9 protein-coding genes are annotated in these 15,092 nt (G+C 64.7%); 3 read left to right on the forward strand and 6 right to left on the reverse strand.

From position 1 onward, the window contains the following. Nucleotides 1-129: 129 nt before the first annotated feature. From JFN93_RS24075 to JFN93_RS24100, 6 genes are all read right to left on the reverse strand, one after another. Entirely contained in the window at nucleotides 130-2,976 is a 2,847-nt protein-coding gene (locus JFN93_RS24075; protein WP_199386937.1) for a response regulator, read from the reverse strand. A gap of 13 nt (nucleotides 2,977-2,989) precedes the next feature. Then, a complete protein-coding gene (locus JFN93_RS24080) occupies nucleotides 2,990-3,589 on the reverse strand; it encodes a YfiR family protein (RefSeq protein ID WP_199386938.1) in 600 nt (199 codons plus the stop codon). A 9-nt stretch (nucleotides 3,590-3,598) separates the two neighbouring features. Beyond that, nucleotides 3,599-5,707: a TonB-dependent receptor plug domain-containing protein gene (locus JFN93_RS24085; RefSeq protein ID WP_199386939.1), complete on the reverse strand. Its 2,109-nt coding sequence runs from the start codon at nucleotides 5,705-5,707 to the stop codon at nucleotides 3,599-3,601. Nucleotides 5,708-5,908: 201 nt separating this feature from the next. Next, a complete protein-coding gene (locus JFN93_RS24090; protein ID WP_199386940.1) occupies nucleotides 5,909-6,595 on the reverse strand; it encodes a lipid-binding SYLF domain-containing protein in 687 nt (228 codons plus the stop codon). 47 nt (nucleotides 6,596-6,642) lie between these two features. After that, complete coding sequence (locus JFN93_RS24095; protein WP_199386941.1) at nucleotides 6,643-6,885, reverse strand: YMGG-like glycine zipper-containing protein; 243 nt, start codon at nucleotides 6,883-6,885, stop codon at nucleotides 6,643-6,645. Between the two features lie 141 nt (nucleotides 6,886-7,026). Then, a complete protein-coding gene (locus JFN93_RS24100; protein WP_199386942.1) occupies nucleotides 7,027-7,464 on the reverse strand; it encodes a hypothetical protein in 438 nt (145 codons plus the stop codon). 273 nt (nucleotides 7,465-7,737) lie between these two features. Between JFN93_RS24100 and treZ the strand changes: the two genes are divergently transcribed. From treZ to JFN93_RS24115, 3 genes are read left to right on the forward strand one after another with little or no spacing between them, the layout of a single operon-like run. Then, a complete protein-coding gene (gene treZ / locus JFN93_RS24105; RefSeq protein WP_199386943.1) occupies nucleotides 7,738-9,582 on the forward strand; it encodes a malto-oligosyltrehalose trehalohydrolase in 1,845 nt (614 codons plus the stop codon). Between the two features lie 10 nt (nucleotides 9,583-9,592). Further along, nucleotides 9,593-12,052 carry a DUF3536 domain-containing protein gene (locus JFN93_RS24110; protein ID WP_199386944.1) on the forward strand — a complete coding sequence of 820 codons (2,460 nt, stop codon included), beginning with the start codon at nucleotides 9,593-9,595 and terminating at the stop codon, nucleotides 12,050-12,052. A gap of 9 nt (nucleotides 12,053-12,061) precedes the next feature. Next, nucleotides 12,062-15,034, forward strand: a complete 2,973-nt coding sequence (locus tag JFN93_RS24115; protein ID WP_199386945.1) for a malto-oligosyltrehalose synthase — start codon at nucleotides 12,062-12,064, stop codon at nucleotides 15,032-15,034. Nucleotides 15,035-15,092: the final 58 nt, after the last annotated feature.

The following is a 15,092-nucleotide window of genomic DNA, read 5'->3' on the forward strand; positions in this document are numbered from 1 at the left end:
TCAAGAAAAAAATGACTGTACTGAACAACTTTTTTAAAGCAAAAAGCTAACCGGACAACACTGCCTAAATCCCCCTTCGCAAAGGGGGACTGCATCGGATTTTATGCCGAATCATCAGCGGGCGGACCGTCACCCCACCGTCTCCTGGAATTCCCGCACCGCATCCTCCAAACGGGCGTAGAGCCGCGGCAAATCGTCCATTGCTCCCGCCTTTCCCAACGCCTCCATCTCCGCGGCGATGGCGCGGATGCGCAGCGCCCCCATGCTCGCCGAGGCCCCCTTGATGCTGTGGGAATGCCGGGTGACCGCCTCGCAATCCCCCTGCTGCAGGGCCGGCCCGAGCTGTCCCATCAGATCCCCGGTGCTCCCCACGAATTTCTTCAGAAACATCTCGACGTACGACTCCTCGCCGCCGATCCGCTGCAGAAATCCGGCCCGGTCGAAGACCGGATCCTCGGCGGGGGCATCGGGGACCGGCACCGGTGCCGGCTCCGCGGCGCGCTCCGCAGCCCCGGGCTCGGCAGCGACGGTCACCCGCCGCTCCGGAATCCACCGGTCGAGCACCGCGCGCAGGTGGTGCAGTTCAAACGGCTTGGTGACGTAGTCGTCCATGCCCGCGTCGAGGCAGCGCTCCCGGTCGCCGGCGATGGCGTTGGCGGTAAGGGCGACGATCGGGATGCGGCGCTCCCCGCCCGCTTCCTGATCCCGGATCTGCCGGGTGGCGGTGAACCCGTCCATCTCGGGCATCATGCAGTCCATGAAAATCAGGTCGTGGCGGCCGCGGGCCCAGGCCTCCAGGGCCAGGGCCCCGTTTACCGCCAGCTCCACCCGGCAGCCGAGGGTGGCGAGCATCAGCCGCGCCACGTCCTGGTTCACCGGGTTGTCTTCGGCGACCAGGACATCGGCATCGTACTTCACCTTGGAGAGTTCGGCGGCGGGCGATGCCGGCTCCGGGGCGCCGGAGAGGACCCGCGCCAGCGAGCGGCAGAGCACCCCCTCGTTGACCGGCTTGGACAGGTACTCCGCCACCCCGGCTTCCCGCGCGCTCCGCAGGTCACCGGGCCCTACCGCCGAGGTGAGCAGAATCAGCGGGAGCGCCGCAAGAGGAGCTTCGTTCTTGATGGCCCGGGTCAGCTCAATCCCGTCCATCTCCGGCATCTGCAGGTCCAAAAGCGCCACCGCAAAAGGATCCCTCCCCTCGGCAGCAATGCGAAGCAGTTCCAGGGCCCGCGGCGCGCTTTCGGCAAGCTCCGGGCGCATCCCGAACGAGACCGTCTGGCGCGCCAGGACCGAGCGGTTGGTTTCGTTGTCGTCGACGATGAGGATGCGCCTCCCATCCAGGTGGACCTTGAGCTGGGGCGGCAGATAGGCTGCCGGCGCGGCGTCTTTGAGCAGGCGGGCGGTGATCCAGAAGGTGGAGCCTCGACCCGGCTCGCTCCGCAAACCGAGTTCCCCCCCCATCAGGGTGGCCAGCTGCCGCACGATGGCGAGCCCCAGCCCGGTACCGCCGTACTTGCGGGTGGTGGAGTAGTCGGCCTGGGTGAAACTGTCGAAGATGCGCCGTTGCGCCTCCGGGGCAATGCCGATGCCGGTGTCGCGGACCGCAAAGCGGAGCACCGCCTCGCTCTCGTGTTCCTCCTGGAGCGAGACGTGGAGGACCACCTCCCCCCGCTCGGTGAACTTCACCGCGTTGCCCACCAGGTTCACCAGGACCTGGCGCAGGCGGAGCTGGTCGCCGTCCACCCAGTACGGCACCCCCCCCTCGACCAGGCAGACCAGCTCGATCCCCTTGTTGTGCGCCGGCTCGGCAAAGAGCTCCATGACCTCGGCGAACAGCGAGTTCAGGTCGAAGCGCGCCACCTCCAGCTCCATGCGCCCGGCCTCGATCTTGGAGAAGTCGAGGATGTCGTTGATGATGGAGAGCAGCGACTCCCCGGAGCTTCGGACCGCCTCGGCGAAGCGCCGCTGCTCCCCGGCGATGTCCGTGTTGAGCAGCAGGCTGACCATCCCGAGAACCCCGTTCATCGGAGTCCGGATCTCGTGGCTCATGTTGGCAAGGAACTGGCTCTTGGCGAGGCTCGCGGCCTCCGCCGCCTCCTTGGCCAGCTGCAGGCTCTCGACGGTAACCGAAAGCTCGTCGTTGGTGGTCGAAAGCTCCGCGGTCCGCTGCTGGACCACCGCCTCCAGCTCCTCCCGGTGCGCTTCCAGCTTCTGGTCGCGGGACTGGATCTGCCCCAGCATCGCGTTGAAGCCGTCGATGAGGGAGCCGAGTTCGTCGTCGCCGCGTTTCTCGGCGCGCAGGGCGTAGTTCTTCTGGTCCGAGACCTCCTTCATGACCTCGGCGAGGTGGAGGATCGGCTCCGAGATCACCCGTTGCAGCCGCGAGGCGATGAGAACAACCAGGGCAAGGGTGGTGGCCAGGACGAGGACGACCAAGCCGAACACCCGCACCAGGGTATCCCAGAGCTGCTCCACGTCGGACTGGATCACGATGGTCCCGATCTGCTGCCCGTCCAGGACGATCGGGGCCACCCCGAAAAGCTGCGCGTTGAGCGCCCAGGGGGAGCGGGCCTCCCGGACCAGGCGGTCCAGCCGCTTGCGGTCCACGGAGTATTCCCCCTCCGGCGTGGAGAGGTAGGCCAGACGCGTGTCGTCCACCCCTTTGGCAAGATACGATGCCAGCGGGGAACCGTCGTTGGGCAGGACGAAGGCGGCCACGATGCCGCGGTGGCTGCGCAGGCCGGAAAGGGTCTCCGAGGCGGCGGCGCGGTCGTTGAAGGCTACCGCGGCCGCCGTGTTGTTCCCGAGGATCTGGGCCAGGGCCGCCAGTTCCTCCCCCGCCTCCTTGCGGTGGGTATAGACCTCGTTCGCGACGAAGGCGAGCGAGGCGAGTCCCATCCCCGCCACGTTGGTGAGCACGAGGATCGCCATCAGCTTGCGGCGTATGGAAAGGTTTCGAAACAGGCGGGTCATCATCCCCGGCTCCTTGCTATTCGATGACGTTGCGCGCAAGCTTCAGCAGCTGTGAGCTGATGCGCAGCCGGGCCCGGTTGGCGGCCCCGGCGTTGATGTCGAAAACGATCCGGCTTTGGGCGGAGACCAGCGAGATCATCCCGCCGGCCTGGCAGAACCCGTCCAGATCGGAGACGGTGAGGATCCGGGCGTTCTGCACCCCCTTCAGGATGTGGACCACCCGCGACTTCTCCGATTCCGCGATGAAGAGCACGTCGCAATCCCGGACTTCCTCCACGCGTCGGAAATGGACCACCACCACCCGGCGCCCCTTGGCCGTCTTCCCCTTGATCTGGTCCAGCGCCTCTCCGAACGGGTCCTTGCCGAGGATGCCGAAGGTGATGGTCGAAGGGGTGCCGACCCCTTCCCCCGCCGGCCACTCCACGAACTTCATGAAGTTGTAGATGAAGGCCGCCTTCACCTGGTACTCGCGCACCGAGCCCCCCTCCGCGGCGCAGGAGCGGACCGGTGGCCCCCAGAGGGTCAAAGCCCCCAGCAGCAGGAGAAACGCGCCGCAACAAAGGGCACGGGGTCCGGCACCGGGGCGGGTTGCTATGTGAGGGTGCCGCAGCGGCATCGGCGATCCTTAAAAGAGGTACTGCAGCTTGACCCTGAAGGTCCGGCCGTCCTGGGTAATCCGGTCCGGCCCGGTGGGGACATTGTTGACGAGATAGACGTTGTTGAAGCTCGGGGTCGTGTAGTGCCGGTCCAACAGGTTGTAGACCGAGGCGGAAAGCTCGAGCCCCGGCACGATCCCCCGCGAAAAAAGGGTGAGGTTCGTGATGAAATAGCCACCGGTGCTGCTTCCGGGAGTGACGGTGAGACGGCTTGCCGAGTACTGCTCCTCGACCCCGGCAAAGAGGATTTCGCGGTACAGCGGCGCCGTCAGGTTCAACTTGGCGAGGTGCCGCGGCGAGTTGGTCAGGGTCGCGCCGGTCCGGGCGTCCTCGGCCCGCTGCCAGGTGTAGCTCCCACGCGCCTGGTACCCCCCGTCCCACTTTCCTTCCAGCTCCGCCTCGATGCCGCGGGCGTCGACGGAGTCGACGTTCTGGTACTGGCTCATACCGCCCCCGATATCGACCTGGGTAATCAGGTCCTGGATGCGGTAATAGAAGGCGGAAAGGGAGCTTTGCAGGTGCTCCTGGAAATACTGCTCGTACACCGCCTCGTAGGTGCGGATCTTTTCCGGCTTCAGCCCGGGATTCGCCTTCCCGCTCACCTGGTCTTCATAGTAGAGCTCGAAGGCGTTGGGGGCGCGGAAGGCCTCGCCGTAGAGGAGCTTGCCGACACTGCCGGGGATCGGCTCGTAGATCAGGCCCACCCGCGGGTTCCAGGAGCCGCCGAAGGTATCGTAGTGGTCGTGCCGGACCCCGGCGGACAGGATCAGGTTACGCAAAAGCTGCAGGTCGTCCTGGAGATACAGGGCCCAGATGGTGGAGCTCCGGGAGTCGTCGAGAACCTTGCGGTAAGGGTTCACGTCGTAATTCTCCTGGCGCTGCTGCACGTTGTCCCGGAACTCCCCCCCCAGGCTCAGCTTCATCCGCTCCAGAAAGCTCCTCGTGTACTGAACTTCCGTCCCCCACCAGGTACCCCGGGAAACGTCGCGGTTGGGGACCAAAAGCGGCGGTTGGGTCGGGTCCGCGGTGTTGTCCGGGTTGTTCTGATCGAAGAGGTAATTCCCTTGGTAGTAGTAATGGTCGAAAAAGAGCCGGGCGGTGAGCTGCCCCTGGTCCGGCAGGTTGTGCACGAACTTCAGGTCGAAAAAGCCGTGGGCGTCGGTGGTCTCGGTCCCGGGGACGCCGAAAACGGTGCCGAAGGAGGCGGTCGGGATCTGCTTGGTCCGGGTGGCGTAGGCTCCCATCAGGGTGAAGTCGCGCCAGGAACCCTTGGCGAAGAGCTGGCAGTTGCGGTCGCCGTCGAGGTCGACGGCGGTTCCGTCGTGCAGGGCCGGTCGGTCGAAGGACTTGAAGAACAGGCGCTGCGGACCGTCGCTGTGCATGACGCTTGCGGAGAGGAGGAGGTCGAGGCCGTTGGCGAACTCCTTGCCGTAACTTGCCCGGCCGTTGTAGGTGGCGAAACGCCCCGCGGCCGCGGCCGTCTCCGCGCCCTGAAGATCGCTCCCCTGGCGGGTGATGACGTTGATGACGCCGAAAAAGGCGTTGGTGCCGTAGAGGGAGGAGCCAGGCCCGCGGATCACCTCGATCCGGTCGATGAGGTCGAGATCGAGGGGGAACTCGGTGCCGATCGGCGCGGTGTCGAAGATGTTGTCGTTGATCCGGTGCCCGTCCACCAGCATCAGGACCCGGGAGTTGTAGTCGCCGGGGCGGCCGAAGCCGCGGATACCGAGGAAATGGTAGTTCCGGTCGTAGGTGATGTAGAGGCCGCGGACGCTGTTGAGCGCGTCAGCCAGGGTGCGGTACCCGTAACGCCTGATGTCTTCGGCGGTGACGATGCTTACCGAGGCCGGGGCCTCGGTCACCTTCTGCTCGTACTTCGAGGCGCCGATGACGGTCGGAACCTCGACCTCCATCAGCTGCTCCAGGGTCATCTCGGTCAGGTCCTGGTTCGCTTCCGCAACAGGTACCGCGGCTTGGGCCCGGGACGCGGATAAAAGCAGCATCAGGGCAAGAGCGAGGCGGGTCTTGCGCAGCACGGGGGAAATTAGGACCGTCAACCGGCACGGCAGGGATGCCATGGAGAACCTCGATACCAAGCCAGGAAATCGCTCCGCCACGAACGGGGAGACCAAGTTCCTCTTCGGCGCAAGGGGCCGTGACTTGAGCCAATTCATGAACTTCAATGATCTTTAGTCTCATTTGCCATCCGGAACCGACGAAAAAAAGGGCCCGGTGGTGACCGGGCCCTTCCCTGCCGTGCTGCCGCTGCCGGGAATCTACTATTGCGCGTACTGCTTGAGTACGTCGTGCAACCGGATGATCTCCGGGCTCCGCTTGGCGACTTTCCCCGAGAGGATGTCGCGAGGAGGCATCTTCTTGCCGTAGAAGGTGGCGTTGGCCCCCTTGTCGATCAAAAGCCCCGCCCCTTCCAGGGAGACCCCGGCAAAAAGGCCGCGGCTGCGGGAATAGGAAAGAATCTCGGAGCGCAGCGTCACGTCGGTCGCCGCTTCCGCGCTGCGGCCGACCGGTCCGGCGGCGACCGCGGCATCGGCCCCCAGCGTCACCTTACCCTTCAGGATCCCTTCGAGGCTCTGGGCCGATTTCAGGACCAGGATGATGTCGGTCGCGTCGGCGCCGATCTGCCACCCGACGCTCCCCCCCACGAGCTTGACGAAGACCGGATCGCTCCAGCGACCGCTTTCGTCGCGGGCCACCAGGATGCCGGTGCCGTATCGGCCGCCGACCACGAAGGCCGCCTTGAGCACCCCGGGGAAGATCACCAGCCCGTGGGCATCGTGCAGCAGGGCCGGTGGAATCCCCTTCTCCGGTATGCTCATGATCTCCTTGAGCACGATTGCCGAATTATCGATCTCCCGCACCTGCTTGCTCTCGGCCCAGGCCTGGGTTCCCGCCAAGGCCGCGATCAAAAGCCCCACTGCCGCAAAAACCATCCGCCACCTTTTCATGTTGGACCTCCTCTATCTCGTTTGGTTGATAACCGGCCGGGACCGGGTCACCGACGGTGCCGGTAGCGTCCCCCCTGGTCGCCGAGAATGAAACCGGTAAGGGCGCCGGCGGCACCCCCGAGGGCCGCCCCGACGGCGGGGCTCCCCCCGACCACCCCTCCGACGAGCGCCCCGCCAGCCGCACCGATGGCGCCGCCGCTCAGGGTGCTCTGCTGCTGGCGTGACATTCCGGCGCACCCGCTCATTAAAGCAAGCGCAGCAACCAGGACTCCGTTGCGTAGTAGTCTCATGATTCCTCCCCGCGCCATCCATCCTCAGCCGGACCATTTCCTCCCTCACCTTGAAGCGCGAAGCGGGAGGAACAGCCAGCGGAAGGTATGGACGCTCATGATCTCGCGAAATCGGCCGCAGCGCGGCTCCCTTTGGCGTTGCTAACGCTCCAACGGCTCGTTCGCCACCCCGGTTCTCAGCTTCGGACGCACCATCTGCGACCAGATGACCCGCATGACCGGGAGGTCCAGCTCCTCGGGGTGGTCCTTGTAGAAGTCGTTCACGCTCTGGACGATGCCGTTCATCGGCTCGCCACGCAGCCCCTCCGCGAGTTTGCTCACAAACCCCGCCCGCTTCAGTTCCGGATGCTTCAGCTCCACGTTCTGCTCGATCGTTACCACATGTCCCACCCCCCAAACGAAGGCGATCTTCGCCTCGGGGGTCATGGTCTGCCAGATGTCGCCGGTCAGGACCGGCATCTCGTTGGGGTTGGCGGAGTGCACCTCCCCACCGTTCGGCCACGCCGGCGCCTGCCACCCCAGAAGGCCGAGCAGAACCGTCACCGCGATACAGCAGCATCTGATCTTGCATCCGTTCATGGGGCACCTCCAGTTTTTTATTAAAAAAAGCACACCATTTGATAGCACGGCGCGCCCTGCTGTCAATGAATAGCTCGGTAAGCTACCGGACGCCCAAAAGCAACCCTAATTAGAATTACCATTCATATCCTGCCCTTACCGGCGCCACGGCACGTTGCCGTGGCAGTGCCGGCAACGTCTCAGACCTCAGCATGCCGTTGACACCGCTGAAACATCCAGTATTTTTTTAATCTGTTTTTTCAAATGAATCGGCTTGAAAAAGGCGGTGGACACATGAAGACGACACAGTGGCAACTGCCGTTCGGGGCGACCCCGCGGGAAGACGGGGGGACCTTCTTCCGCGTCTGGGCGCCGCGGGCGGAACACGTTGCCGTGCGGGTCGTGACCGGTAAGAGCTATCCGTTGGAAAGCGAGGTCGGGGGGTATTTCAGCGGCCATCTTCCCGAGGTAGCCGTCGGCGACCGCTACCTGTACGTCATCGACGGTGCCGCCGAGTTTCCCGACCCGGCCTCGCGCTTCCAGCCGATGGGGGTCCACGACGCTTCGCAGGTGGTGGATCCGGGTGTCTATCCCTGGCAGGACCAGCAATGGCACGGGCTCCCCCTGGAGGAGTACCTCATCTATGAGTTGCACGTCGGCACCTTCACCACCGAGGGGACCTTCTCCGCCGTCATCCCCCACCTCGACTACCTCCTCGAACTCGGCGTGACCGCGGTGGAACTGATGCCGGTGTCCCAGTACCCCGGCGCCCGAAACTGGGGCTACGACGGAGTCTTTCCCTTCGCCCCGCAAAACAGCTACGGCGGACCGGACGAGCTCAAGCAGCTGGTGGACGCCTGCCACGCCAGGGGGCTCGCCGTCGTCCTCGACGTCGTCTACAACCACCTCGGCCCCGAGGGGAACCACCTCTCCAGTTTCGGACCCTACTTCACCGACAGATATAAGACCCCGTGGGGGGCGGCGCTCAACTTCGACGGGCCCGACAGCGACCCGGTGAAGGAGTTCTTCCGGCAAAACGCGCTGTACTGGCTCAACGAATTCCACCTGGACGCGCTCAGGCTCGACGCAGTTGACTGGATCTACGACATGAGCGCGAGCCATTTCCTGCAGGAGCTCGCGGCAGAGGTGCACCGCCAGCGGGTGGCGCAGGGGCGCTGGACCTACCTCTTCGCGGAGAACGACACCAACGACCCGAGGCTTTTGCGCCCTCCGGCGCTGGGAGGATACGGGCTCGATGCCCAGTGGTGCGACAACTTCCACCATGCCCTGCGCACCCTCCTCACCCGGGAGACCACCGGCTACTACGAGGATTTCGGGAGGTTCGAGCAGCTGGTGAAGGCCTACCGGGAAGCCTTCGTCTATACCGGCGACTACTCCCGGTACCGCAGGAAAAGGCATGGGAGCCCGGCGACCGATCGTCCCACCTCCCAGTTCGTCGTCTTCGCCCAAAACCACGACCAGGTCGGCAACCGCACCTGCGGAGACCGGTTGAGCGAAAACCAGCCGATGGAAAAGCTTCTCCTGGCCGCGGCGACCGTCCTGCTCTCCCCCTACCTCCCGCTGCTCTTCATGGGTGAGGAGTATGCGGAGCGGGCTCCCTTTCACTACTTCATCGACCACTCGGACCCGGAGCTGATCGAGGCGGTCCGCAAGGGAAAGGCGGAGGAGCATGCCTCGGGGATCTGCGAAGGGGCCATACCCGACCCCGCCGCCCTTTCCACCTACCTGGACTCCAAGATCAACCTGGAGTTGCGCCGTGAGGGGGAGCACGCCCTGGTCTACGGGTTCTACCGGCAGCTCATCGAACTGCGCAAGCGGATCCCGGCCTTCAAGGTGTTCACCCGCGAGGAGATCGAGGTGACGAGTTTCGCTGAGAAGCGCTGCTTCGCCGTCTTCCGTCAAGCGGGGGAAAGCGCTGCGCTTTGCCTGTTCAGCTTCGCCAACCTCCGCGAGGAACTCACCCTCCCGGTGCCGGGAGCGCTGGAGAAGGTGATCGATTCGTCGGAATCCAAATGGCGCGGTTCCGGGGAGGCAGCGCCGCCACGCCTTACCCGCAGCGAGAGCGCCACCATCGTCGTCAACCCGTTCAGCGTGCTGGTCTACGCCGGCACCATTTAGGAGAACTTCCATGGAACAGGAAAAGCAGCGCTACCTCTGCGTACACGGACACTTCTACCAGCCCCCCCGTGAGAACCCGTGGCTGGAATCGATCGAGGTGCAGGATTCGGCACACCCCTACCACGACTGGAACGAGCGCATCACCGCGGAAAGCTACGCCCCCAACGCCGCCTCCCGCATCCAGGACGGGGAGGGACGGCTGGTCGACATCGTCAGCAACTACGCGAAGATGAGCTTCAACTTCGGCCCCACCGTTCTCTCCTGGATGGCGGGATGCCAGCCGGAGGTGTACCGCGCGATCCTTGATGCGGACCAGACCTCCATCAAATGGCGCGGCGGCCACGGTGCAGCCCTGGCCCAGGTCTACAACCACATCATCATGCCGCTGGCGAGCAGCCGCGACAAAAGAACCCAGGTGATCTGGGGGCTCAAGGACTTCGTCTCCCGCTACCAGCGCTTTCCCGAGGCGATGTGGCTCGCCGAGACCGCGGTGGACATCGAGAGCCTCGAGTGCCTGGCCGAGCAGGGGATCAAGTACACGATTCTCGCGCCGCACCAGGCGAGGCAGTACCGCCAGATGGGAAGCGAGGAGTGGCTGGAGAACGCGGGCGAGACCGCGATCGACCCGACCCGCGCCTACCTCTGCCACCTCCCGTCCGGGCGCTCCATCAGCCTCTTTTTCTACGACGGTCCGATCTCGCAGGCGCTCGCTTTCGAAAACCTCCTCTCCTCCGGTGACCTTTTGACCGGACGGCTTTTGGGGGGCTTTTCCGACCTGCGGGAGGGGCCGCAGCTGGTGAACATCGCCACCGACGGGGAAACCTACGGGCACCACCAGAAGTTCGGCGACATGGCCCTGGCCGCCGCCTTCCACCACATCGAACTCGCCAACGAGGCCCGCATCACCAACTACGGCGAATTCCTCGCCGCGTTCCCCGCCGCCTACGAGGTACGCATCCGGGAACGGACCTCCTGGAGCTGCGCCCACGGCGTGGAGCGCTGGAACAGCGACTGCGGCTGCAACTCGGGAGGGTTCCCGGGATGGAACCAGGCCTGGCGCGGCCCGCTGCGGGCGGCGCTCGACTGGCTCCGCGACCGGCTGGCGCACTTCTACGAGAGAAAGGGCAAGGAATACCTCAAAGATCCGTGGCTGGCCCGGGACGACTACATCGAGGTGATCCTGGACCGCTCTCCCGAGAACGTCGACGCCTTTTTGGAGCGGCACGCGACCCACAAGCTGAGCGAACCGGAAATCGTCACCGTGTTGAAGCTCCTCGAACTGCAGCGGCACACCCTGCTCATGTACACGAGCTGCGGCTGGTTCTTCGACGAGCTCTCCGGGGTGGAAACGGTCCAGGTGATCCACTACGCCGGACGCGCTCTGCAACTGGCGGAGGGGATGATCGAGAAGGGTGTCGAGGAGGGGTTCCAGGAGCGGCTTGCCGCCGCCAAATGCAACTACGCCGAGTTTCGGGACGGAGCCTACCTGTATGAGAAGTTCGTGCTCCGCACCCGGGTCGATCTCTCCAACGTCGGCATCCACTACGCCTTCAGCTCCCTGTTCGAAAACTACGGCGACGTCACCGACATCTTCTCCTACCGCGTCGAAAAGCTCGACTACACCCGGTTTCTCGCCGACGAGGCGTCGATCGCGATGGGACGGGTCCGGGTCACCTCCAACATCACCCGCGACCACGGGAGCTTCTTCTTCTGCGTGGTCCGCATCGGCAACCACGACTTCAAGGGGGGGATCGCCGTGGAGGCGGACGCGGTGCACTACGCGGAGATGAAGGAGGAGATCCTCCCCGCCTACGACCGGGGTCTCTACACGGACCTCATCGAGCTCATCGACAAGCACCTGGGCTCCCACGACGCTTCGCTCGCCGACCTCTTCACCGATGAAAAAAGGAAGATCCTGAACGAGATCATCAACCAGAACCTCCAGGAGTTCGGCACCTCCTACGAGGAGCTCTTCGAGAAAAACCGCCCCCTGATGGCGTACATCCAGGAGACCGGCCTTCCGGTCCCCAAGCAGTTCCTGGTGGTCGCACAACCGGCGCTCAACGCGGCCCTGATCAAGAAGCTCACCGAGGAGGAGATCGACCTGGACGCCGCCCAGCGGATCATCGGCCACATCAAGAGCTGGAAGATCGGGATGGAGCTTCCCGACACCGAATTCGCCATGCGGCACCACCTGGAAGCGCAGATGCGCGCCTTCGCCGAAGATCCGGAGGACCGCAAACGCCTGGACCGGTTGATCACCCTCTTGAACCTGCTGCGCGAGGTGCCGCTCGACGTGATCCTCTGGCAGGTTCAGAACGACTACTACGAGATGGCGAAAAAGGTCTATCCGGACTTCGCCGCCCGGGCCAAGCGGGGCGACGAGGAGGCGCCGGCCTGGGTGACGGGATTCCGGCAACTGGGGCAGATGCTCAACTTCAACCTGGACTCCGTGCTGCCGCAGGATTAGGGGGACGCGATGGACCAAGAGGCGCTGCCGGGGACGCGGATACCAACCGCCACCTACCGGCTCCAGTTCAACAGCGGGTTCCGGTTCAGCCAGGCCCAGGAGATCGTCTCCTACCTCCATGACCTCGGGATCAGCGACCTTTACTGCTCCTCGTACGTCGCCGCCAAGGAGGGGAGCATCCACGGCTACGACGTGGTGAACCAGACCGTTTTCAACCGGGAGATCGGGACCGAGGAGGATTTCGCCCGGCTGTCGGGAGAGCTTGAAGGCCGCGGCATGGGGCAGATCCTCGACTTCGTCCCCAACCACATGTGCGTCGAAAGCCCGGATAACATCTGGTGGATGGACGTCCTGGAAAACGGCCCGAGCTCCCTGTACGCCACCTTCTTCGACATCGACTGGCAGCCGGTCAAAAAGGAGCTCACCGACAAGGTCCTCCTCCCCCTGCTTGGGGACCAGTACGGCCGGGTGCTGGAGCGGGGCGAGCTGAGCCTCCTCTACAAGGACGGGGCCTTCTTCGTGAACGCGGCGTCGCTGGACATACCGCTCGACCCCAAGAGCTGCCTCCTGATCCTGACCCACCGGCTCGACACCCTGAAGGAGCAGTTCGCCCCGGAGGACCCGACCCTCACCGAGCTTTTGAGCATCGTCACGGCGCTGCAGCATCTCCCCGGGTTCACCGAGCGGGACCCGGAAAAGCAGCAAGAGCGCCACCGCGAGAAGGAGATCATCAAGAAACGCCTGGCGCAGCTTTGCCAGGATGCCCCGCCGATCCGGTCGTTTCTGGAGGAGAACCTGGCCGAGTTCAACGGGGTGAAAGGGGAGCCGCGCAGCTTCGACCGGCTCGATGCGCTCCTTTTGGAGCAACCCTACCGGCTCTCCTACTGGCGGGTCGCCACCGAGGAGATCAACTACCGGCGCTTCTTCGACATCAATTCCCTGGCCGCCATCCGGATGGAGGACAAGGCCGTCTTCGACAAGACCCACGTCCTTTTGTTCCGACTGATCCGGGAGGGGAAGGTGACCGGGATCCGGATCGACCACGTGGACGGCCTGTACGATCCGTACCGCTACCTGCACGCGCTGCAGAAGGGGTGCCTGGGGCAGCGGCTGCCGGGGCTCCCCGCACCGGAGGAGCCGGAGTGGGCGGAACGGGTCTCCGCCGAGTACGACATACGGCTGGCCGGCAATCCGGCCTTTCGCCCCTTTTACATCGTCTGCGAAAAGATCCTGATGAAGGGGGAGCAGCTCCCCGAAGAATGGCCGGTCTACGGGACCACCGGCTACGACTTCATGAACCAGCTGAACGGGATCTTCATCGACTCGGAAAACGCCCGGGCCTTCGACCGCATCTACTACCGGTTCGTGCGCGGCACCGAGGAATTCCAGGAGGTCATGTACCGGAAGAAGAAGCTGGTCATGGAGGTCTCCCTCTCCGGCGAGGCGAACATGCTCGGGCACCAGTTGAACAACATCTCCGAGCGGGACCGGCTGACCCGCGACTTCACCCTCAACAGCCTCACCCGGGCCATCATCGAGGTCATCGCCTGCTTTCCCGTCTACCGGACCTACCTCAACTCCGGGGAGGTGCGCGACAAGGACAACCAGTACATCGAGAGCGCGGTCTCCAAGGCACGCCGGAAAAACCCGGCGATGAACGCCTCGATCTTCGATTTTCTCCGCTCGGTGCTGCTCCTCAAATATCCCGACTACGCGAGCGAGGAGGACCGGCGCAACTGGTTCAACTTCGCGATGCGCTTCCAGCAGATCACCGGCCCGGTGATGGCCAAGGGGCTGGAGGACACCACCTTCTATGTCTACAACCGGCTCCTGTCGCTCAACGAGGTCGGCGGTGCCCCGGGGCGATTCGGGACCACCCGCGAAGCCTTCCACGGCCAGAACCTGGAGCGGGTCAAGAACTTCCCCCACACCCTGCTCGCCACCGCCACCCACGACACCAAGCGGGGCGAGGACGTCCGGCCCCGGATCGACGCCCTTTCCGAACTCCCGGACCGGTGGCACCGCGCCCTGGTGCGCTGGCGGGCGGTCAACCGGAAGAAGGGGGGGAGCTTCGAAAACCAGCCGGTCCCCGACGGCAACGAGGAGTACCTCTTCTACCAGACTCTGCTCGGGGCCTGGCCGCACGGCGAGATCGATCCGCAGACCTACGATACCTTCTGCGGCCGCATCCGGGAGTACCTGATCAAGGCGCTGCGGGAGGCCAAGGTCAACACGAGCTGGGTGAGCCCGAACCAGGGGTACGAGGAGGCGGTGCTTGCCTTCGTGAACGAGGTGCTCGCCCCGGACCCGGACAACGTCTTTTTGAAGGAATTCGCCCCGCTGCAGCGGGAGGTCGCCCACTACGGGATGTTCAGCTCGCTCAGCCAGGTGCTTTTGAAGATGACGTCCCCGGGGGTCCCGGACTTCTACCAGGGGTGCGAGCTGTGGGACTTGAGCCTCGTCGACCCGGACAACCGGCGCCAGGTCGATTACGCGGCGCGGGTCCGGGCGCTCTCCCGGCTCAAGGAACGGGAGGCCCAGGTCGGCGCGCGGGAGCTTTTCCGCGAACTCATGGAGGAGCGCGAAAACGGCATGATCAAGCTCTACCTGATCTATCGCTGCCTCAACTTCCGGCGCGGGCAGGCGGAACTTTTCCGGGATGGAGACTACCATCCGCTGGAGGCGCGGGGCGCCAAGGCGCGCCATGTGGTCTCCTTTGCCCGCGGAGCCGGGCGAAAGCGGGTCATCGTGGCGGCGCCGCGACTGGTGGCGACGCTTCTGGGCCGGCCGGACCGGCTCCCGGTGGGGGACGAGGTCTGGGGGGACACCTTCCTCCCCCTGCCGCACGGGATCGGGGCGCGCTACCGCAACGTGCTGACCGACGAGGAGCTCCTCGCCGAAGAGCGCCACGGCGCCCTGGGGATGCCGCTGGGGCATCTTTTTCAGGAATTGCCGGTGGCAGTGCTTTTCAATGAACCATGATCGATGATCGACAACCGGCCGGCAGGTCGTGTTGAGGACAAAGCGCGATTTATCGGGC

The sequence above is a fragment of the Geomesophilobacter sediminis genome (genome assembly GCF_016458275.1).
Taxonomy (GTDB): Bacteria; Desulfobacterota; Desulfuromonadia; order Geobacterales; family Geobacteraceae; genus Geomesophilobacter; species Geomesophilobacter sediminis.

What these genes read in the sequence shown, in the direction of transcription:
- JFN93_RS24075 (WP_199386937.1), bottom strand. Translation starts at nt 2,976, where the DNA reads ATGATGACCCGCCTGTTTCGAAACCTTTCCATACGCCGCAAGCTGATG.
- JFN93_RS24080 (WP_199386938.1), bottom strand. Translation starts at nt 3,589, where the DNA reads ATGCCGCTGCGGCACCCTCACATAGCAACCCGCCCCGGTGCCGGACCC.
- JFN93_RS24085 (WP_199386939.1), bottom strand. Translation starts at nt 5,707, where the DNA reads ATGGCATCCCTGCCGTGCCGGTTGACGGTCCTAATTTCCCCCGTGCTG.
- JFN93_RS24090 (WP_199386940.1), bottom strand. Translation starts at nt 6,595, where the DNA reads ATGAAAAGGTGGCGGATGGTTTTTGCGGCAGTGGGGCTTTTGATCGCG.
- JFN93_RS24095 (WP_199386941.1), bottom strand. Translation starts at nt 6,885, where the DNA reads ATGAGACTACTACGCAACGGAGTCCTGGTTGCTGCGCTTGCTTTAATG.
- JFN93_RS24100 (WP_199386942.1), bottom strand. Translation starts at nt 7,464, where the DNA reads ATGAACGGATGCAAGATCAGATGCTGCTGTATCGCGGTGACGGTTCTG.
- treZ (WP_199386943.1), top strand. Translation starts at nt 7,738, where the DNA reads ATGAAGACGACACAGTGGCAACTGCCGTTCGGGGCGACCCCGCGGGAA.
- JFN93_RS24110 (WP_199386944.1), top strand. Translation starts at nt 9,593, where the DNA reads ATGGAACAGGAAAAGCAGCGCTACCTCTGCGTACACGGACACTTCTAC.
- JFN93_RS24115 (WP_199386945.1), top strand. Translation starts at nt 12,062, where the DNA reads ATGGACCAAGAGGCGCTGCCGGGGACGCGGATACCAACCGCCACCTAC.